At 27.4% G+C, this 19,708-nt stretch carries 22 protein-coding genes, 4 tRNA genes and 1 other RNA gene; 9 read left to right on the forward strand and 18 right to left on the reverse strand.

Annotated elements, in window-relative coordinates; translation table 11 throughout:
• Position 1 precedes the first annotated feature (1 nt).
• The 12 genes from pgeF to QMG63_RS02135 form a co-directional block, all read right to left on the reverse strand.
• Positions 2–691 (reverse strand): peptidoglycan editing factor PgeF, encoded by a 690-nt coding sequence (gene pgeF / locus QMG63_RS02080; protein ID WP_281861292.1) that lies wholly within the window; start codon positions 689–691, stop codon positions 2–4.
• Positions 688–1,479, reverse strand: a complete 792-nt coding sequence (lptB, locus tag QMG63_RS02085; RefSeq protein WP_281861295.1) for an LPS export ABC transporter ATP-binding protein — start codon at positions 1,477–1,479, stop codon at positions 688–690. Before lptB ends, pgeF begins: the two co-directional genes overlap by 4 nt.
• Positions 1,457–2,155 (reverse strand): LptA/OstA family protein, encoded by a 699-nt coding sequence (locus tag QMG63_RS02090; protein ID WP_281861297.1) that lies wholly within the window; start codon positions 2,153–2,155, stop codon positions 1,457–1,459. The genes lptB and QMG63_RS02090 overlap by 23 nt, the downstream gene beginning before the upstream one ends.
• Positions 2,152–2,685 carry a hypothetical protein gene (locus tag QMG63_RS02095; protein ID WP_425592808.1) on the reverse strand — a complete coding sequence of 178 codons (534 nt, stop codon included), beginning with the start codon at positions 2,683–2,685 and terminating at the stop codon, positions 2,152–2,154. The genes QMG63_RS02090 and QMG63_RS02095 overlap by 4 nt, the downstream gene beginning before the upstream one ends.
• A gap of 237 nt (positions 2,686–2,922) precedes the next feature.
• Positions 2,923–3,774: a DNA adenine methylase gene (locus QMG63_RS02100; protein WP_281861301.1), complete on the reverse strand. Its 852-nt coding sequence runs from the start codon at positions 3,772–3,774 to the stop codon at positions 2,923–2,925.
• The gene (locus QMG63_RS02105) at positions 3,749–4,258 is read right to left on the reverse strand and encodes a nucleoside-diphosphate kinase (RefSeq protein WP_281861303.1); all 510 of its coding nucleotides are present in this window, start codon (positions 4,256–4,258) and stop codon (positions 3,749–3,751) included. The genes QMG63_RS02100 and QMG63_RS02105 overlap by 26 nt, the downstream gene beginning before the upstream one ends.
• A gap of 285 nt (positions 4,259–4,543) precedes the next feature.
• Entirely contained in the window at positions 4,544–5,128 is a 585-nt protein-coding gene (gene recR / locus QMG63_RS02110; RefSeq protein ID WP_281861305.1) for a recombination mediator RecR, read from the reverse strand.
• A gap of 3 nt (positions 5,129–5,131) precedes the next feature.
• Positions 5,132–5,431, reverse strand: coding sequence for a YbaB/EbfC family nucleoid-associated protein (locus tag QMG63_RS02115; protein WP_281861307.1), 300 nt, complete (start codon positions 5,429–5,431; stop codon positions 5,132–5,134).
• 6 nt (positions 5,432–5,437) lie between these two features.
• A complete protein-coding gene (dnaX, locus tag QMG63_RS02120; RefSeq protein WP_281861309.1) occupies positions 5,438–7,084 on the reverse strand; it encodes a DNA polymerase III subunit gamma/tau in 1,647 nt (548 codons plus the stop codon).
• A gap of 163 nt (positions 7,085–7,247) precedes the next feature.
• Positions 7,248–7,345: signal recognition particle sRNA small type (gene ffs / locus QMG63_RS02125), an RNA gene on the reverse strand.
• A 2-nt stretch (positions 7,346–7,347) separates the two neighbouring features.
• Positions 7,348–7,434 (reverse strand) — tRNA-Ser (locus tag QMG63_RS02130).
• A 15-nt stretch (positions 7,435–7,449) separates the two neighbouring features.
• Positions 7,450–7,523, reverse strand: a tRNA-Arg gene (locus QMG63_RS02135).
• Between the two features lie 127 nt (positions 7,524–7,650).
• Between QMG63_RS02135 and QMG63_RS02140 the strand changes: the two genes are divergently transcribed.
• On the forward strand, positions 7,651–8,337 hold the full coding sequence (locus tag QMG63_RS02140) for a DUF3298 domain-containing protein (RefSeq protein WP_281861311.1): 687 nt from the start codon (positions 7,651–7,653) through the stop codon (positions 8,335–8,337).
• A 31-nt stretch (positions 8,338–8,368) separates the two neighbouring features.
• On the opposite strand, the gene QMG63_RS02145 is transcribed toward QMG63_RS02140, so the two are convergent.
• The 4 genes from QMG63_RS02145 to QMG63_RS02160 form a co-directional block, all read right to left on the reverse strand.
• Positions 8,369–8,454: transfer RNA gene (locus QMG63_RS02145), tRNA-Ser, on the reverse strand.
• Between the two features lie 66 nt (positions 8,455–8,520).
• Positions 8,521–8,610 (reverse strand) — tRNA-Ser (locus QMG63_RS02150).
• A 69-nt stretch (positions 8,611–8,679) separates the two neighbouring features.
• Positions 8,680–9,987, reverse strand: coding sequence for a tetratricopeptide repeat protein (locus tag QMG63_RS02155; protein ID WP_281861312.1), 1,308 nt, complete (start codon positions 9,985–9,987; stop codon positions 8,680–8,682).
• Positions 9,980–11,497: a fibronectin type III domain-containing protein gene (locus QMG63_RS02160; protein ID WP_281861313.1), complete on the reverse strand. Its 1,518-nt coding sequence runs from the start codon at positions 11,495–11,497 to the stop codon at positions 9,980–9,982. The genes QMG63_RS02155 and QMG63_RS02160 overlap by 8 nt, the downstream gene beginning before the upstream one ends.
• Before the next feature lie 116 nt (positions 11,498–11,613).
• On the opposite strand from QMG63_RS02160, the gene uvrC reads away from it, so the two are divergent.
• Entirely contained in the window at positions 11,614–13,422 is a 1,809-nt protein-coding gene (gene uvrC / locus QMG63_RS02165) for an excinuclease ABC subunit UvrC (protein WP_281861315.1), read from the forward strand.
• 99 nt (positions 13,423–13,521) lie between these two features.
• Here uvrC and holA read toward each other — a convergent pair whose 3' ends face one another.
• The gene (gene holA, locus QMG63_RS02170; protein ID WP_281861317.1) at positions 13,522–14,511 is read right to left on the reverse strand and encodes a DNA polymerase III subunit delta; all 990 of its coding nucleotides are present in this window, start codon (positions 14,509–14,511) and stop codon (positions 13,522–13,524) included.
• A gap of 59 nt (positions 14,512–14,570) precedes the next feature.
• On the opposite strand from holA, the gene QMG63_RS02175 reads away from it, so the two are divergent.
• A complete protein-coding gene (locus QMG63_RS02175) occupies positions 14,571–15,728 on the forward strand; it encodes a glycosyltransferase (protein WP_281861319.1) in 1,158 nt (385 codons plus the stop codon).
• Here the strand turns inward: QMG63_RS02175 and QMG63_RS02180 are convergent.
• Positions 15,720–16,586, reverse strand: coding sequence for a mechanosensitive ion channel family protein (locus tag QMG63_RS02180; RefSeq protein ID WP_281861321.1), 867 nt, complete (start codon positions 16,584–16,586; stop codon positions 15,720–15,722). The two genes, QMG63_RS02175 and QMG63_RS02180, sit on opposite strands and share 9 nt — an antisense overlap.
• Positions 16,587–16,758: 172 nt before the next feature.
• Between QMG63_RS02180 and QMG63_RS02185 the strand changes: the two genes are divergently transcribed.
• The 6 genes from QMG63_RS02185 (at position 16,759) to QMG63_RS02210 (ending at position 19,649) form a co-directional block, all read left to right on the forward strand.
• Positions 16,759–17,334: a chromate transporter gene (locus tag QMG63_RS02185; RefSeq protein ID WP_281861323.1), complete on the forward strand. Its 576-nt coding sequence runs from the start codon at positions 16,759–16,761 to the stop codon at positions 17,332–17,334.
• Between the two features lie 2 nt (positions 17,335–17,336).
• A complete protein-coding gene (locus QMG63_RS02190; protein WP_281861325.1) occupies positions 17,337–17,870 on the forward strand; it encodes a chromate transporter in 534 nt (177 codons plus the stop codon).
• A gap of 367 nt (positions 17,871–18,237) precedes the next feature.
• Positions 18,238–18,468: an RNA polymerase factor sigma-54 gene (locus QMG63_RS02195; protein WP_281861327.1), complete on the forward strand. Its 231-nt coding sequence runs from the start codon at positions 18,238–18,240 to the stop codon at positions 18,466–18,468.
• Between the two features lie 482 nt (positions 18,469–18,950).
• The gene (locus QMG63_RS02200) at positions 18,951–19,067 is read left to right on the forward strand and encodes an RNA polymerase factor sigma-54 (protein ID WP_281861329.1); all 117 of its coding nucleotides are present in this window, start codon (positions 18,951–18,953) and stop codon (positions 19,065–19,067) included.
• Positions 19,057–19,353, forward strand: a complete 297-nt coding sequence (locus QMG63_RS02205; RefSeq protein ID WP_281861331.1) for an HPF/RaiA family ribosome-associated protein — start codon at positions 19,057–19,059, stop codon at positions 19,351–19,353. Before QMG63_RS02200 ends, QMG63_RS02205 begins: the two co-directional genes overlap by 11 nt.
• 14 nt (positions 19,354–19,367) lie before the next feature.
• Positions 19,368–19,649, forward strand: a complete 282-nt coding sequence (locus QMG63_RS02210) for an HPr family phosphocarrier protein (protein ID WP_281861333.1) — start codon at positions 19,368–19,370, stop codon at positions 19,647–19,649.
• The last annotated feature ends 59 nt before the right edge of the window (positions 19,650–19,708 follow it).

Raw genomic sequence — 19,708 nt, forward strand, 5'->3', positions numbered from 1 at the left:
ATTAAGTTCTCCAAATTACAGCGTAACTTCTCTTGCCCTTAAATTTTCTATGGGAATAAAGATTACAATTACAATAAGTACACAACCCTGAATCCTCAACATCTAAATTAAAATTAGAAATCAATCCCAAATTAAAATTGGCATTGTCAAAATATATTTTATCATCCTTTTTATAAAAAGACATATCTAATAATTTCTTACTAAATTTTAAATTCATTTCTGATAAAAAATCTGATGAAACCTCATAACAACATAATCTATTATAAGGCCCAAATACAATTTTCAAATCCTCAAAATTTGAACCCATACTCTCAAACATAAATAACATTTTCAAAATAATGAGCTTGAAACTACCCTTATATCCACTATGAGCAAGTCCGATATATTTTTTTGATTCGTCATATATATATATTGGAAGACAATCTGCATAGTAAGCAAGAAGGGCAACATTGCAGGAAGAAGAGACAAGTCCATCTCCCTCCTGAAAATTAACAAAATCATCAGAAACTTCATAAACAATATTCGTATGTAACTGTTTTAAATATTTGACTTTTTTATCTTTAGGAATAAAACTTAAATTATCAATACTAATATCTCTTATATTTAAATCAAAAGGCTTTTTAGTATAGATCAATTTAATGCTAGGATCTAATTCAAACTCATAATAAAGTTCACTCTCTATTACTCTCATAATCTAAATTCTTCACCTAAATAAAGCTTTTTAGCTTTTTCACTACTTATAATATAATCAACATTTCCCTCATCAAGCACCTGCCCTTGATAAATAATATAAGCTCTATCTATTATATCAAAAGCATCCCTTACATTATGATCAGTAATTAAAACTCCAATATTCTTGCTCTTCAAAATTTTTATTATATTTTTTATATCTCCAATAGCAATAGGATCAATACCTGCAAAAGGCTCATCAAGCAATAAAAAATATGGACTTACTGCTAAAGCCCTAGCTATTTCAGTCCGCCTTCTCTCTCCACCAGAGAGAGTATAAGCCTTTTGATGTTGTATTCTCTTGATTTCAAAGTCTTTAAGCAGATTTACAAGTTCCATTTTACGCTCAGTTTGAGATAAATCTTCTCGCCTCTCAAGAGCAATTAAAATATTATCTTCAACTGTAAGCTCCCTAAAAATAGACGGTTCTTGTGGCAGGTACACAATTCCTAGCCGTGCCCGCTCATACATGTTAAGATCAGAAATATCATGACTATTTATCAAGACACGTCCACTATTAGCTTTAATAAAACCTACAATAGTATAAAATGTTGTGGTTTTCCCAGCACCATTTGGACCAAGCAGACCTACAACTTCACCTCGATGAACATCAATGGTTACACCATTAACGGCTAATTTTTTTCCATATCTCTTAACAACATTATCTGCCTTAAGAACAATATTAGTAACAGTCTCAAGGCTAAGCTTTTCTTTGATCGACTTTATGCTATTTTTTTTGTTGAGGAACATCTCCCTCCACTTGAGTAAATTTACCTTCAACATCACCCTCAAGATTATATTTTTTGGTTTCTGTATTAAAAATTATCCTTGAAGCAGAATAATAATTATCATCTTGATAAATCACTGGAATACCCTCAAGAACAATCTCTTTTTCTTCCTTGTTATAAATTCCATTCTCAGCTCGTGCAAAAATATCACCTTTATATATCTTAACAGAATACTGCATAATATAAACACTTGTCTTACGATTACCTTCTATTCTTTCGGCTTTAACAATAAGTTCATTTGCCAAATCTTCAAGCTCAACACCTTTTTGAAGATAAAAATTATCTAATTTTCTATTAACAAATAAAAATTGGGACTTAACATTCATTTTATTTACATAATCTTCATAATAAACATTGCCACGGGCTTCAATATAAGCACTCCCTTCACCATAAATTTCAATTTCATCAGCTTTAAGCCTAAAATCAGAAGAAATCACCTCAGGATTTCCTTTTAAAGTAACTCTCCTATAAACAGAAGAAAAAATACCATGTGAAAAATCCGCTCTAAAAATAAATTCATTCTTTTTTTGTGCATCCCTTTCGGTTTTCAATTTAGAAAACTCATTGAAACTCTTTTCATCTTGTGCATAACTACTTAAAAAAGAAATATAAATCAAACAGACAACTAAACTTCTCATTTTACAAGTCCCTCAATACCAGAATAAAAATAAAAATTATTATTCTTCAAAAAATATAAAAAACCCTTTCCAGTTATATTACTCTCATCAAACCTAATAAACACTAACTCATTTGGAGGAGATAATAGTTTTTTTTCATCATCTTTCCATAAAAGCCTATTGGTATTAATAAGATAATAGTTATTCACATCTTCTATTTTTAACTCCACAGAATCCTTTATATCTAAATCTTTAGTAACTTGAGAGCCTTCTAAACTATTAAATTTACCTGAAATCCGATTTTCCAAAGCATGATATAAAAATCTTCCATTATCAATTTTATAAATTTTGTAATAATTAAAATAATTAAAGCTTAAAGCTTCCAAGATAGTTTGCTTCTTTCCACCTACAACGTTATGATAACTAATCCCCAATATTTGTATTGAAGGGGTTTCTTTTGCAGCTTCGGCTCTACCAGAATGCTCATCGTAATCAAAAGTACAATTTAAGAAAAGCAAAATCAACAAAAAATAAAACAAAACAAATTTCATCATACAAGCCCTTACACAAGATTATAAAAAAATATATTTTAAGCTTTACAATTGAAAAATAAACACCAAAATCTCAACACGACTCTCACTTATCAGATTTAAATAATTATTATCCACATCTGTTAAATCTAAAAAATCTATATTATAAACTAATCACAACATATAAATTTCTGCTTTTCTTTAAAACAGTTCATCTTTATAATTACTCACAAATACTACAACAATTATGCAATACTCCTAAAAATTTTTCACTAAAATTTCTCTTATACTGCCACGTTTAATTGGATTTGAATTAATAAATCTCTTCGCATCAACAAAAGTAACATTATAGTTTTTATATAGTTCAAGACTAGACTCGGTATTAGAATTTGAAAGTAAAAATTTAGCCCCTTTTTTGTCTATTTTGTCACAAAATTGTAATAACTTTTCATGCATTCTAAAATCAAATCCATACTTACTATAACTTGTAAAATTGCTTGTTTTGGAATAAGGAATATAAGGTGGATCAAGATAAACAAAATCATCTTTTTTTATAAAATCAAGTAAACAAAAAAAATCTAGATTTAAAACTTTAACCTCCCGCAAAAGCTTAGAAGCCAATTGTAAAACCTTAATTTCATAAAGACTAATTTTTTTATGTCTACCAAAAGGAGTATTAAATTTTCCATTACCATTTTCCCTATAAAGACCATTATAACAGGTTTTATTCAAATAAAGGAAAATACATGCCTTTTCTAAATTAGTCAAATTATCATTATTAAAACTATTTCTAATTTGAACATAATACTCCTTAGTTAAAGGAGCATTATTATATTTCTTAATTTCTAATAGAAAATTATCTAAATTATAGGCAATTTCCCTATAAAAATTAATCAAATTAGAATTTATATCATTAATAATTGAATTTTTTAAATTCAAAGCAAAAAATAATGCTCCACCGCCTACAAAAGGTTCGATATAATTATTAAAAACAAGAGGAATATTGTCTAAAATACAGTTTAACAATTTTTTTTTACCACCAGCCCATTTCAAGATAGGCCGTATTACAATGTTCATATCAACATTAACCATAATAATGTTCAAACTCATCGTCCCTTTTATAAGTTAAAATTTCATTTTCTTTAAACCAAAGGGATACTTCACGAAGAGCATCATCAACATTAGCAGAAGCATGAATTACGTTATAAACTGAAAATTCCTTCTCATTCGCATAGTTAAAACTATGATAAGCAAAATCACCCCTAATTGTCCCAGGATAAGCCATCTTTGGCTCTGTAGAACCACAAAATTTTCTAACAACTTCGACAGCTTCAACACCTTCAACAATAAAAACAAAAACTGGAGAACTTATTATAAAATTAATCAAAGATTGCCAAACAAACTCACCATGCCTTACAGCAACATCATCATATAAATAATGTGCCTCAGCCATTTCTCTATTAACTAAAATCATCTTAGCAGCCACAATTTTCAGTCCCGTTCTTTCAAATCTAGAAATCACATTGCCAATTAACCCCCTCCTAACGCCATCAGGTTTAATAATACATAAAGTTCTTTGTATTAAAGTAGACATAAAAACCTCCCAATGTTTCCAATACAATTCAAGTTAATTATAAGACATAACTTATTAAGTTTATAAACATAAATTTCAAAAAAAATAATCTATTTTTTTGAAAAAAACATCAATATAAAAACATGTCAAAGTGTCTTACTGTGTTATTAAGCTTAAAAAAAGATATATTTACAAATAAATTTAATATCTAAAACCACAAATTAGAAAATTAAAACTAATACTTAAATAATAGAAAAAAAATCAATTGAAACACTTTTTAAAAGTTATAAAAATAAATACCTAAGCTTACATCTTAAATCTTAAACGCAAAGCCCTCAAAGTAGTAATTTTATCTGCATTACTAACACTACCCCCAGCAGGAAGACCAGATGCTATTCTTGTAACATTAATATCTAAATTCTTTAAAATGCTACTAATATAATTTGCTGTCACATCTCCTTCAATACTAAATTCTGTAGCAATAATCACTTCCCGAGCCCCAAATTCCCTAACATAATTTTTTAATTTATCAAGATTTAACCTATTTGGACCAATATCTCTTAAAGGATCAAGATGACCATGAAGCACAAAATACAATCCATAATATTCTTTAGTAGACTCAATAACCTCTAAGTCTTGCGGCATCTCCACAACACAAATCATATCTTTACATCTACTTAAATCCATACAAATATTACAAAATTCTCCCTCAGAAAAATTATAACAATTTTTACATTTTCTTATACTAGAATGAAAATTGATTAAAATTTGTCCCAAAGCTCTTGAATACTCCTCACCATTATACAAAATATCATAAACCATTCGTACTGCTGTCTTTCTACCTATACCTGGCAACTTAGAAAGTAAAACAATTAAATCTTGTATAATCAAATCTTAAATCCCAAATGGAATAGAACCCATTGTTTTTGACTTTATCTCTTCCTTAACCTTAGAAATAGCATCATTAAAAGCCGATTTTATCATGTGCTCAAGGGCCTCATTATCTAAATCACTAAAAAATTCTTCCTTAATTGCAACTTTTTTAACAACAAATTCTCCATTCATCTCAACAACGACAACATCGCTTCCTGCTCTTCCACATACAACAATTTGAGATATTTCTTTTTTAAAATTATCAATGTTATCTTTAAAACCTGACATATTCTTTAAAAAATCTAATGGATTTACTGCCATATCCTATTACTTTACCTCACTTGCTCCAAAAATGTTTTTAATTTTTAGTACCTTACTATCAAACTCATCATCATCATCCTTAAACTGTTTTTGAAATACAACATTTAATCTAGGAAATTCTTTACAAAATTCAGCTCTTATCTCATTTTGATAGGCCTGTAGCTGATTGTACTCAAATCCACTAAAAACTTTATAATAAAGCACATCATTGTCAATCAAAACCTCTCCTGAATATACTAAAGTTTGAACATACTTAGATACTAAATAAACAAAACTTTCTTTAATTTTATCATTATCATCTACCTTATCAAAATTATCTTTTGTTTCTATAAAAATTTCATCAATATCATCACCATCAAGGTTAAGATGAGTATAGGCTTTAACTTCAGTCTTTAATGCAGTCTCAGTTTTATCAAGACCCAATTCCACTGGCTCTACTGAAGAGATATTTCCTAATTTTGATTCTATATCCGTATTGAAATCAGTATCATTTAAATTCAAACTAACCTCATCAAACACCTTAGCTTCAATATCTTGAATTTGCTTAATTAAAACATGGCTGGGCACGTAATCTTTAAGTCTAAGTATCTTAATAAAATTAATCTCAAGTTCATACTTAGGATTTATTGAAAACTGCAAATCCCTATAAGTTTCAAGTAGTACACTAATACTTCTCTCAACATGCTTCAAGTCAAAACTTAATAATTTTTCTTTTAAACTTTCAGGTCTAATACCAATAAACATAAGATTTTTAATACCTAATTTTAAAAATAATATCTCTCTAAAAAATTCAATCGTATCAAGAAGAAATTGCTCACATGAAATCCCGGTTAAAAAAACAGCATCTAAAATACAAAGCAATTCTTTTAAATCATCATTAAGAATGCTTAGTGCCAATTTTTCTAAAAACTCACTACTAGTAAACCCCATCTTGGATCTAATCTGTTCAAATTGTATATCGGAATTACTTAATGACACAATCTGATCAAAGAGAGTATAAGCATCCCTTACGCTTCCTCCACTCTTATAAGCAATCCACCTTAAAGCCTCATCTTCATATTTAATGTTATCTTCAAGACAAACATGCTTTAACATTTCATAAACCTTATCTAAAGGCAAAAGTCTAAAATTAAAATGTTGACACCTGCTCTTTATTGTATCTGGAAGTTTGTGTACCTCTGTCGTAGCAAAAATAAAAACAATATAACTGGGAGGCTCTTCAATTGTCTTTAAAAGAGCATTAAAAGCTGAATTTGAAAGCATATGCACTTCATCAATAATATAAACTCTATATCTAGAGCTTGAAGGGGGAAACATTATATCTTCTTTAATTTGTTTAACATCTTGAACAGAAGTATTTGAGGCCCCATCAATCTCAATAATATCAAGTTTATTATCATTATCAATGGATTTACAACTGAAACACATATCACAAGGCATAATTGTTGGGCCTATTTTACAGTTCAAACATCGTGCAAAAGCCCTTGCAGAAGAAGTTTTACCAACTCCCCGTGGTCCTGAAAATATATAAGCATTTGCTATTTTATCATTTTTTATTGAATGTTTTAAGGTTTCAACAACAAAATCTTGGCCCTCAAGAGAATTTAAATCTCTGGGACGCCTCTTAATGGCAGTACCTCTTGCAGATATCATCCCATCTCCCCATATACTAAGAAAAATATTACTTAAACCTTAAATTACACAAAATCAAAAGCATTCAAACAATAAAAATCATCATTTGACAATATATATATCAATACTTATGATCAAGTATTAATTTTATAAAAGCATATTTGCCTATTTAACTAAAATAAATTTATCCTAAGATTTGCGCACTCATTGAGAAATTACTTACCGCTGCTACCTTCCAGTCCTGACGGGATTAGGTAACACTCAATAGTGCGGATCCTAGGAATCGGAGAGAATGGGATTCGAACCCATGATACATTTTCATGTATACACGCTTTCCAAGCGTGCGCCTTAAGCCGCTCGGCCATCTCTCCAAAACCAACGACCTTCGTGCCCAAGAGGATTTGAACCTCTGACCTTCAGAACCGCAATCTAATGCTCTATCCAGCTGAGCTATGGGCACAATCAAAGATACAATTTCAATTGTAATAAAAATTATTATTTATTACAATAAAATCAAATTTATAACAAATAATCAAAAATATTATTCAAAATTAAAACATTAATTCATCTCTAAAAAGGAGCAATAAATGACAATTAAACTTTCAACCACAATAGCAACATTTTTACTAATAATATCATGCACAAAACATACACAAAAAATAGAAAATGCTGACATTAATATTGAAAAAAAAATTATAAAAGAAACCATTACTGATGAAGATAATAATATTTTTCACATAGACGCCCAAATTCCTATTACAGAAGGTCTAGAACTTGGTTTTGAAAAGCTTATAAAAGAATGGAAAACTCATAAAATCGAATCTCTTAAAACAAAAAAATCAAAAAACTATAACCATGAATATTTCTATCACTCTAACTTTGAAATATTTAAAAACCCAGACCTTAACATAACATCAATTCTATACAGTCAATACACAATAGACAAGTATGATGCAAATGGAATTACAACATACCATCCAATTAATCTAAGAGGAAAAGAAAAAATAAAACTCTCAGATATAATTTCAAAAGATCAATTAGACTCTTTGATGCAAGTACTAAGAACACAGGTAGAAACAGATTTTAAAAAATTTAGTATTCATTCTGATAATAAATCTAAATTTGAAGAAGAATTTGAAAAAGTTTTCAAACAATACAAATATTATTTTAAGAACAATAATGTGCTAATCTTTTATGACGTACTCACAATACGACCACGAGTAGATGGAAAAATTGAATTCATATTCCCACTCGATAATAATACCGAAAACTGATTGTCAAATTTGCTCATAATAAAATAAACAACGGAGAGGGTGAGATTCGAACTCACGGTAGGCTAAACCTACGACGGTTTTCAAGACCGTAGCATTAAACCACTCTGCCACCTCTCCCAAATTATTAGCATACTAATAAATTAAAGAAACTTTTGTCAAGACAACCCTTAACAAAAACTCTTACGGAGAGAATGGGATTCGAACCCATGGTCCCCTTTTTAAAAGGACAACTTCTTAGCAGGAAGCCCCATTCAACCACTCTGGCATCTCTCCTTGCAAACATACTAATAAAAATAGTATATTAGAGTCATTACATTGTCAACAAAAAAATAACTTTAAATCTTAACAATTGATCTTAAAATCCCTATAAGCCTCTATTAAATCCCTAATCTCTTTAATTGTAACATCCAATTTAACTTGCATAAGTTCATCTGAAAAAATCTTCTTAGTAATTTCTACCTCATTGTTATTAGCTCTAAGTTCAATATGCTCATCTTTAATTTTCCAAATATATGGACAAAGTCTAGTATCATAATCAAAAACAAAAACAGGATCTTTTAAATTCAAAGAATTGTCAATAAAGAACAAATATTCCAACGTCCATCTGCCCTTCAAAACCATTGCAAATTCATCTAAGAGTTCTTCAATCAAAATATCTTCTCTAGATTCAAATAGATTTAAAAATTTAGAATAAGTATCTGGTTTAATTTCACAAAGCTTTTTTACATAAAAATAAGCATCTTCAAGTTCACGATTTCTTAAAAAAAACAAAAACGCGTAAAAACAAACTGAATCCATATTAGGATAATCTAACAACATTCTATCAATAGATCTTTTGGGAGAAAAATTCAAAAGCTCTATTGTAGCAATATGCATATTATATATTGTATAGATATTAGGAAAACTTAAAATAGCTTTTACATAAGATTTAGTGGCTTGCGTCATATTACCTATTTTATGCAAAATAGTTGCTCTATTATGCCAAATATATTTAGAATAATTTGAATCTGTTAAAAACCTCTCAGAAAGCTTAATCGCACTACTTATCTCTCCAATAGAATAAAGGTAATACATCAAATAATTAACAACAAGAGAAAGATTAGCCTCTTTAAAGCTCTCATCTATCTCAAACGGTTTAGCACTATTAAATATACAATTATTTTTTAAAAACCAAACATTCAACTTAACAAGAGCATTATTCTTATCCATATCAACAGCTTTAATAAGCATTTGGTCAGCTTCATCTTTTCTGCCCAGTATCTCAAGCAAAATAGCAGCATTATTAATAGCCTGAATCAAACTAGGATGTTGCTGAATAGATTTTAAAAAATAATTCAAAGACTTCTCATAATCTTTTAATCCAAAATAAAAAACCCCAAGATTATAATTTTGAAAATAACCCAATTCACCTTTCTGATCCTCAAACTTACCATAATGTAAAAGCTTAATTAAAAAACGATACTCACTTAAAACAGGATAAGTATCTAATACATATAGAAGTGCCTTATAATCCTTAAGTCTAAAATAAATAAGAGATTTAAGAACTAAAGAATCAAAACTATCATCAAAAACATCCAGATTTAAAAGCGCATTCTTAAGATCACCATTCTTATAAAGTTCTAAGGCTTTTTCAAAATTAATACTATTCATACTGCTTAAAAAACTCCATAGGTCTTACAGAAATTTCTTTCGAAAAAGACGACTCATTAACACTTTTGTCTAAATTATAAGAAGCAACACTAATGTAATAAAGCCTTCCATTCTCAAGACCTGTAATTCTAAAAGAAGTCTGATTACCAACATCAATAGGAGATGTCAAAATATTTTCAGATTTATCATGATAATTACCAGGACTAACGCCAATATAAATGTAATAGCCACCAACATTACTACTAATAACAGGGAACCATTCAATCAATATCTCACCAGCTCCTGGGGCAGCTTTTGTTATTAGAGGAGGAAAAGGTGCAGCTTCAGGTATGTAAGTAAGAATCATGCTATAAAGAGATGGACTGTCTACAGGATCACCGCTTGGATAAAGTTCTACCTTAATTTGAATATATTTTGATACATTAAATTTAGGAACCCCACTCTTAGGATCAAAATGAATCCAATATCCTGTTAAATTCTTTTTTATTTTTCCATCCTTATCTGTTTCGTAAAATATCCTATTATCCAATCTATAATAATAAAAAATATCTGTATCTTTTGGCTTTACAGTATCAAATTCTACAGATAAAATTTGAGAATAATCTTTAGATAGCTTGATTGGTTCTGTAATAATATATCCCTTATCTCTTGAAAAGAAAGCATTATTTACTTCTTCAAAACTTTTATGAATTTCAAAATTCTCAATAGCCCCCGTAAAATACTGTCCCAATGTAAAATTAATAAAATTACCAATATTTAATAAATAACCAAAACCTTCTCTCTTATCAGCAGTAACATACTCTATGGCCTGAGGTTTAGAATCTATTAAATATTCCAATAACCCATCTTTTTGCCTATACCTTACAGTATGTAAATGCCACTCTTTTGGAATAAAATCATCATCACTCTTAAGTTTAATCTTAATAGGTTCTCCATTATCATTTAAAAACACATTATTAAAATTCCAAACAAAAGTTCCGCCTTCACTCTCTAATCGAATAGCTTGATCTAGCCAAACACCTTTAATATTTTTATACCCGTTCCAATTTACAATAATTTCTCCAGTAATAGAAGTAGAACGGTATGCCCAAAACTGGATAGTAAAATCAGAAATTACATTACCTGAACAAAAAAAAGCCTTTTTTGTTAAAGGTTTAAGCTTAATGGTATTTTGACTTGAACAAAAAATTAAAGAATTGCCTGCAATATTATGAAAAGAATTTGAAATTTTTGCATTATCTGAGTCAATAGAATAGTTTAAAGCAGCATCTTTAACAATACTGTCCTTTTCTATTTTTAATCTAAAATCAACATTATTAAAATCTAAAACTCCTTTATGTCTATCCAAATAAATTCCAAGAATACCTCTATCACCTCTCGTAAAGCTAATGTTATGAGCTTCCTGAATAAATTTAAACCCATCTTTAGCATCAAGAATCAACTTAAGTTCCTGAGAAAAAACACTAAAAAGACACAAACAAAATAGCGCAAATATAAAAACTAATCTCATTATAGACCTTTATCTTTTTCAACGTAAAAAATCAAAAATATAAAATAACCCAAATATGATATAATATTATATCACAAAAATAAAAATGATTACTTAGAAACAATAATAGATACAACATGAGAGAACATTTAAATTGTCTACACAAAAAAGTACAAGAATTTCCAACAACAAGTGGCTGTTATAAAATGTACTCACAAGACAACAAGATACTATACATTGGAAAAGCAAAAAATTTAAGAGCAAGAGTAAAAAACTACTTCCTAGAAAAAATCAGTCTTAAAACAAAAATATTAATGAAAAACGTAGTAAATATAGAAGTAATTACCACAAACAGTGAATATGAAGCTCTACTCTTAGAGTGCAACTTAATCAAGGAGCACAAACCAGACTATAATATCAAATTAAAAGACGATAAAGGGTATCCTATGATCAAAATAACTTGCGAAAAATACCCAAGGGTCTTTAAAACTAGGAAAATAATAAATGACGGAAGTGAATATTTCGGTCCATATGTTAATGCAAAACACTTAGACTTAGTACTAAACCTTATTAACAAAACATTTAAAACCAGAAAATGCAAAAAAAAATCAAAAAACCCATGTCTTTATTTTCACATGGGTCAATGTCTTGGGGTATGTTACAGAAATGATCTTGAAGAACAATACAAAGAAGAAGTAAACAAAATAAGACATATCTTAAATGGAAACACATCTAAACTTTTAGATGAAATTAAAATAAAAATGAAAGGGGTAATCAAAAAGGAAGATTTTGAATCAGCAATAAAGTTAAAAGAAACTAAAAGATCATTAATTGAGATAAGTCAAACACAGATAATTACAAAAATAAATAAACTTAGCACAGACTATATATACATTCATAAAACCGACAATTTAAATATAATAGTAATATTTAAATACAAAGACGGCAAACTAGTAGAAAAAGACATAAATTTTGATGAAAGTATATATGAAGAGGATGAGCTAATAGCAGAATTTATAACACAATACTATACATCTTTAAATATGATAGTACCTGATAAAATATGTACCTTTAAAAAGATTGAAACTGAAGATATTATAAAACTAATAAATGAACTTAAAAATACAAACACTGAAATAGTTTATGAAGACACTAAAGACACTATAAAGATAATGGAAATGGCAATTTCCAACGCAGAAATCGCATTAAGAGCATATAATAATGAAAACAATAGAGCACTAGAAAATTTAAAGATCATTCTTGAAATGACAAAAATACCAAAAACAATTGAAGGATTTGATATTGCTCATCTTAATGGATATAAAACAGTAGCATCACTTGTTACCTTTAAAATGGGCAAACCCTTTAAAGATGGATACAGAGTTTATAAAATCAATTCACTAAATGATGGTGAAATTGATGATTTTAAGGCAATAAAAGAAATTATATCAAGGAGATACTCAAAACTAATTAACGAGCAATTAGAATTACCCAATTTAATCTTAATCGATGGAGGAAAAGGTCAATTAAATGCGGCTTACTCCATTTTAAAAAGATTAAAAATTGAAGACAAAATCACTATTTGTGCTCTAGCAAAACAAGAAGAAACAATATTTTTACCAAACAAAACACAAGGCATTAAACTCTCAAAAGGAAATCCCGCTCTTAAAATATTACAAAATGTTCGAGATGAATCTCACAGAAAAGCAAATAGCTTTAATAGAAAACTACGCAGAAATATAAAATTGCATTACAGTAAAATAGAAGGAATTGGGGAACAAAAAGCCAAAAATATTTTAAAAAAGCTTGGAACATACAAAGATATATTTCTCTTAAACGAAGATGAAATAGCTCAAAAAATGAAAATCAACATCAAAATGGCTAAAAAAATAAAAAAATTCTCAGAAGATCAAAATTTAAAAAATACTTATTCCATAGAGTCTTAATTTAATATTTCATATTACTTAAAAATAACGGTTAAAGATTAACAATACTAAAAAAAGTCTTAAAAGCTCTTACACACTGTCTTATAAAGACAATAACAATTACAAAACATTAGTAAATTTAAATTTAGAAGAAAAATTATCAAGTATAGTATTATCCTGATTTAATAAAACTAATATCATAAAATATGATAAATTCAAATGCATATTTTTACCATAGACTCTTGCATACAAATCAAACTTATGTAAAAGTTTCAAAATAAATTTGATATCAAAAATCGAGTAATTTTTAAGTCCTATCTTATAAACTTTCTCTAACGAGATAAATATTTTATGCTTTTTAAAGACAGATGGGATATCATGCAAATTCTCACAATCTATTTTGACCTTTAAAAATTTTTTAAACTGCCAACCAAGACTCATTACAACGTTAACCAAATCTTCTCCCTGCTCCAAGATGGATTTAACCTTAACTAAAGCATACTCCATATCCTTTTTCAAAACTGATTCAAACAAGGAAAAAGAATTTTCAGGACGCATAAAACTAAGCCAAGAATTTATGTCATGTTCATCAATAGTTTTATTTTTAATCATAAGAGCAAAAGAATTTACATAAAACTGCAAAACCTTAGTATCTGCATCTAACATGAAAAGCATTAAATGTATGGCTTTATCTGTAATTTTAATTCCAAGTTTAAAAAAACTTTTCTTTACAAATAAAAATTTGTCAGCATCAGATAGATCATAAAAAGTTTTTTTAACTAAATTTAAAGAACCTTTAGGATCAAAACTAATCGAATTTTCATTAGAAACAAAAATAATAATCTTATTTAAAGATTTTAAGATCGTACTATAAATCAACTCTAAATCCTTTTTATTTTTTAAATTTTCAGACTCATAAACAATAAAAACTTCCTCTTTAGAAAAAAAAGAATTGGTTAAAAGCAATTCAGAAAGCTCTATTGATGACAATTCTGACATAAAAAGCCTAGTAACACATATATCATCAGCATTTAACTTACTAAAAATATCATTTAAATAAGCTTCTTTTAATCCTTGTTCTTTGCCTAAAAGTAAATAAATTTCTTTCATTTAAATAATATTATAATCCAAGTAATAAATATGTTATACTTCAATCGTTAGGATAAAATATGAAAATTGCAATATTTACAGATACATATCTTCCAGATAAAAATGGAGTAGCAACATCTATAAAACAAATTAAAGAAGGTTTCGAAAGAAAAGGACACAGTGTTTATATTTTTTGTCCACAATCTCAAAAAACAGATTTACAAGAAGATCACGTTTACAGATGCTTCTCAATTAAATTGAACCACACAGTAGATGCCAAAATAGCGTTCCCAAACAAAACAAGAATAAAAAAGATAATACAAGAATATCAACCTGAAATCATTCATACACATTCGGAATTTACTATGGGAAAAATCGGGAAAAAATTAGCACTACAACACAATATTCCAATAGTTCACACAAACCATACAATGTGGAATTATTATCTACATTACTTAGGAATTTTCAAATATTTAACTAATCCAGACAAAATGATGAAAAAATTTTATGACCAAATACATCATTTCATTTATCCATCAATTAAGTCACATAATAAATATTTTCATCTTGCAACAAATGCTGACTATAAAATAATTCCAAATGGAATAGACAGAAAAATTTTCATAAAAGACCTAAGCCAAGAAAAAAGACAAGAGATTTTAACCAAACATGGAATAAGTAAAAACGATAAAATCATAATATTTGTTGGAAGAATAAATGAAGAAAAAAATATATGCTTATTAATGAAATATTTAAAAAAACTCCTAATTGAGAACAAAAATTGCAAGCTCATTCTCATAGGAAAGGGAAAAGAAGAAACTAAGGTAAGGCGATTTAGAAAGCAATATGAACTTGAAAAACAAATAATACTCATTGGAACAATTCCATGGGAAGAAATGTATTACTATTATAAAATATCTGATGTATTTGCAAGTTTATCAAGAAGCGAAGTATATCCAATGACAACAATTGAGGCATTAACGGCTGGAATACCTGCGGTACTTATTAATGACATAATATACAAAGACGTAATCCAGCAAGGAAAAAATGGATTTTTAATAGATGATTATGAAAATTTGCACAAATACATAAAAGAAATAATAGAAAACGAAGAAAAATTACAAACTCTAAAAAAAAATACAGAAGAGACATCTGTGATGTTTTCAAGCTCATTTTTTGTAGAAAAAATTGAACAGTATTATTTTGAAATAATTAAAAATAAAAAAATATTAATATAATTTGCTAAAATCCACGTTATGAATGGGAAATTTTATTCCCATATCATCTAAAATACATTTAATATTTTCTGCTATGAAATATTGAAAATCCCAAAAAAACTCGGTTTTTACAAAAGATCTCACTTGCATGACTATATAATAAGGGGTATATTCCTTTACAACAACACTAGGCTTATTAACACCATGTTGCTCCTTATTAAAGGAAAATGCCAAATCTTCTATTCTACTTTTAAGAGAACCAATATCTGTGTCATAAGGTACTTGAAAATCGAATGCAATCCTCCTTTCAGGATTTGTAGAAAAATTAGTAACCGATGTGTCTGTAAACTTACTATTTGGAATCTTAATAATTTTACCATCTACAGTTTTAAGTGTAGTAAAAAATATATGAATATCATTTACTTCACCCTCAACATCATCACAACTAATGTAATCACCAATTTTAAAAAAACTGGAATTTAAAACAACAAACCCGCTAACAAAGTCAGATAAAATCCCTTGAGCAGCAAGACCAACTGCAAGACCTAGAGAGCCAAATATAGCAAAAATAGAAGTTGTAGAAACACCAAGATAAGGTAAAATCATCAAGATTAACACCATATCCATCATAACTTTAAAAAATGACTTAAAAAAATTAAGAATAGTAGAATCTAATTTTGTTTCTAACTTGGATTTTTCAAAAGCACTAAAGAAAAGCCTACCTACCCTTTTGACAAAAAACCTTGAAAGACACCACACGATCAGCGCTACAAGAATCTTTAATCCATAAACTATTATCATTTCAAAAATTTCATTAACATAATCCTGAAAAACAAATATTTCTCTAAAGACACTTAACGTTTTTGACTGTTTATCCATAAGCTACTATGGTTATAATATAAAAAAATAAAAGAAAAATACAATCTTTAAAAGACCTATCACTAAAACAAAAAATTAATATACAAAAGCACTTATACTAATAAATATTACATAGTTATTGTGATACAATGTAATTTAATCTATATACTCTTTAAGTTAGGATAAAAGGTGCATGGATAAAACAAAAGAAACACCATATGAATTACTAATATTATTTTATCTTGTACTAAAGATAACAACCATTACAATTGGTGGGGGATTATTAATAATATCCGAACTTAAAAAAATGATTGTCAATAAAAAAAAGCTAATATCTGATAAAGAGTTCAATGAAATACTTGCAACATCAAACGTAGTTCCCGGGGTAACAGCAATCAATTTTGCATTCTTAATTGGTAAAAAACTTAAAGGATTTAAAGGGGCAATTATGTTAACTATCGCTGGAATCCTACCATCCATATTCGTAATCACAATTATAGCCCTTTATGCAAATTTAAACTCAAATAACATCTACGCTACAAAATTCCTTGAAGGTGCAAAAATATCATCAACAATAATAATGTCAATAATCATACTTGAATTTTCAAAAAAAATGCTAAATCAATCAATAACAAAATGGATAACATGCTTATTAATAACATATACATTATATAAATTTCATATAGATATATCATATATACTGATAATAATTTTATTTATATGTTCTATAACATATACAATACAAAAAATATTTCAAAAAAAGGTATAAATTTGATTCTAATAAATTTATTCATTACATTTTTCAAAATAGGAATTTTAAATTTCGGTGGAGGAAATGGAATTGCAACGATTATCAATCAAGAAATCATTGATAATAAAGAATGGTTAACAAAAGAAGAATTCATCAATATCATTACAATATCTAGAATTACTCCAGGTTCTGTTGCTACCAATATAGCAACATATGTTGGCACCAAAGTAGCTGGAATTACTGGTGCAATAATTGCCACAATAGCTTTAATAACGGCACCCATATTAATTATTACCTTTATAACATTAACACTGCATAAGATAAATTTCTTAAATTATTACCTTAAAAATTTAAGACCTGTAATTATAGCATTATGGATAATGACAATAATCATTCTATTTGAAAGTATATTTTTTAAAATAAGCTACAATGATACAGAATTTTTAAAAAGTTTTACACTTGCAGGATTAAACTTAATAATTTTATTATTTTACAAAAATATTACCCCTGCAATACTAATCATATCTAGTGGAATATTATATATTTTTATGTAAAGATGCTTAAAGAAAACTTAAAATTAACACAAATTAATACAATCAAAATTCTAAATCTTAACAAACAAGAATTAATAAAAATTATATTAGACTAAATTGAAAGTAATGAATGCCTTCAAGTAGATTCAAAAATATTTTTCGAGACACTAAAAACTTATAACTTATAAATTTAGAAAAATTTTCTACAAAAATGATAATAATAAAGTATAATGTAAAATTGCACCGGCTAAAACATCACCAAAATTTTCTCTTAAAGGACACCGCTTACTACAACTACAAATTCAAAGACTCAGTGAAACTAAGATTAACATAGGAGGAATCATAATAAAACACCTAAACAGCAAAAAATTTTATATAATCAACCCTTATGACTTCTTCAAAAAAAGAATCTCAACACCAAATAAATAAAATGATCAAAGCAATTCAACAATTTGAGCCAAGAGAAATTGATGTATCTAACATCGTAAAATCATTAATATTACAAGCAAAATATCATAAATTAAATACAAATATAACTAAAATTTTTAAAAGAGCAGATTTACTTAAAAATACTCAAAATAAGCTAAAAGAAAAGCTTAATATCAGCACTCAAGATTAAACGATGTTCTTGACACAATTCAACTTAAGCTTAACCCCAATATCACATTCAAGTTTAAATACAAAAATAATACAAATGACTATATTGAACTAGATACAATTGTTATAAATAAAGATAATAAACTGAAGATAAAAATTAAAAATTTATAAAAAAATATAAATAATCAAAATGGTTAATTGAATCTTTAAAATACAAAGATAAAATATTAGCTAAAATAGGTATATCAACATATACACTAAAAAAACAATTCTTACTAAAAAGCTTTAAGTGCTTAAGATTAATAAAATTAGCTGATATATTTGAAAAATTAATCTATCAAAATCAATTGTATCAAGAATAATAAAAAATAAATACTTAAAATTCAACTAAGGCTCAATCTCAATTAAAAAACTATTTAATTCAGTCAAAAATGTTAAAACAAATGAATTTTCAAAATCAAGCATTAAACTAATAATAAAGAAAACATTGGAACAAAATAAAATATGGTAGATAATCAAATTTTTGATATACTAAAATCTAAAGGAATCAACATTTCAAAAAGAACTATCAATAAGTGTAGGAATGAATTAAAATTTAAAGGAGAAATTTATGGAACCTAAAATACAAGCTATTAATTATCATTTAAGCGAGCATACAGAAGATTTTATTGTAAAAAAATTAGAAAAAATTGGAACACATATTAAACAAAATTCAGAAAGTCTCAAAATTACAATAAAAAAAGAAAACGATATCTTTGATATAGATGCTCATCTTCACTTTAATTGGGGGAAAATAATACATATTACAGAACATGGCAAAGAATTATATGCTTTAATAGAACGCTTAATAGAAAGACTGCAAAATACAGCAAATAAAGAAAAAAATAAAAAATATACAGTAAAATAAACAAGTAAAATTAAATGCAAGCAATAACAATTGAGATAAATAACAAAGAAGGTCTCCATTCAAGGCCATCAAGCATGATTGCAGAAATTGCAAGCAAATACCCTTCTTGTAATGTAAAATTGGTTACAGAAGATGGAAGAGAAGCTGATGCCAAATCTACAGTTAAAATTATGATACTTGGAGTTATATATAAAGAAAAAATAAAAATCATCGCAAATGGAAAAAAAGAAACTGAAATCATTGATATACTATCAAAGTTATTAAAATCGAACTTTAAAAAAGAGATTCAAAAATGAATAAGAAAATCTTATACAAAATATTATTTATCATAAATCCTATTCTTTTATTTGGAACG

Origin of the sequence: Candidatus Borrelia fainii, from assembly GCF_027925085.1 — a bacterium.
Taxonomy (GTDB): domain Bacteria; phylum Spirochaetota; class Spirochaetia; order Borreliales; family Borreliaceae; genus Borrelia; species Borrelia turicatae.

Bases quoted from the DNA above. Each gene is read 5' to 3' on its own strand.
- lptB (WP_281861295.1), bottom strand. From the start codon at position 1,479: ATGTTCCTCAACAAAAAAAATAGCATAAAGTCGATCAAAGAAAAGCTT.
- QMG63_RS02205 (WP_281861331.1), top strand. From the start codon at position 19,057: ATGGAACCTAAAATACAAGCTATTAATTATCATTTAAGCGAGCATACA.
- QMG63_RS02155 (WP_281861312.1), bottom strand. From the start codon at position 9,987: ATGAATAGTATTAATTTTGAAAAAGCCTTAGAACTTTATAAGAATGGT.
- QMG63_RS02140 (WP_281861311.1), top strand. From the start codon at position 7,651: ATGACAATTAAACTTTCAACCACAATAGCAACATTTTTACTAATAATA.
- uvrC (WP_281861315.1), top strand. From the start codon at position 11,614: ATGAGAGAACATTTAAATTGTCTACACAAAAAAGTACAAGAATTTCCA.
- QMG63_RS02180 (WP_281861321.1), bottom strand. From the start codon at position 16,586: ATGGATAAACAGTCAAAAACGTTAAGTGTCTTTAGAGAAATATTTGTT.
- QMG63_RS02200 (WP_281861329.1), top strand. From the start codon at position 18,951: ATGGTAGATAATCAAATTTTTGATATACTAAAATCTAAAGGAATCAAC.
- QMG63_RS02090 (WP_281861297.1), bottom strand. From the start codon at position 2,155: ATGAGAAGTTTAGTTGTCTGTTTGATTTATATTTCTTTTTTAAGTAGT.
- QMG63_RS02105 (WP_281861303.1), bottom strand. From the start codon at position 4,258: ATGTCTACTTTAATACAAAGAACTTTATGTATTATTAAACCTGATGGC.
- pgeF (WP_281861292.1), bottom strand. From the start codon at position 691: ATGAGAGTAATAGAGAGTGAACTTTATTATGAGTTTGAATTAGATCCT.
- holA (WP_281861317.1), bottom strand. From the start codon at position 14,511: ATGAAAGAAATTTATTTACTTTTAGGCAAAGAACAAGGATTAAAAGAA.
- QMG63_RS02195 (WP_281861327.1), top strand. From the start codon at position 18,238: ATGACTTCTTCAAAAAAAGAATCTCAACACCAAATAAATAAAATGATC.
- QMG63_RS02160 (WP_281861313.1), bottom strand. From the start codon at position 11,497: ATGAGATTAGTTTTTATATTTGCGCTATTTTGTTTGTGTCTTTTTAGT.
- QMG63_RS02175 (WP_281861319.1), top strand. From the start codon at position 14,571: ATGAAAATTGCAATATTTACAGATACATATCTTCCAGATAAAAATGGA.
- dnaX (WP_281861309.1), bottom strand. From the start codon at position 7,084: ATGATATCTGCAAGAGGTACTGCCATTAAGAGGCGTCCCAGAGATTTA.
- QMG63_RS02095 (WP_425592808.1), bottom strand. From the start codon at position 2,685: ATGAAATTTGTTTTGTTTTATTTTTTGTTGATTTTGCTTTTCTTAAAT.
- QMG63_RS02115 (WP_281861307.1), bottom strand. From the start codon at position 5,431: ATGGCAGTAAATCCATTAGATTTTTTAAAGAATATGTCAGGTTTTAAA.
- QMG63_RS02100 (WP_281861301.1), bottom strand. From the start codon at position 3,774: ATGAGTTTGAACATTATTATGGTTAATGTTGATATGAACATTGTAATA.
- QMG63_RS02185 (WP_281861323.1), top strand. From the start codon at position 16,759: ATGGATAAAACAAAAGAAACACCATATGAATTACTAATATTATTTTAT.
- QMG63_RS02210 (WP_281861333.1), top strand. From the start codon at position 19,368: ATGCAAGCAATAACAATTGAGATAAATAACAAAGAAGGTCTCCATTCA.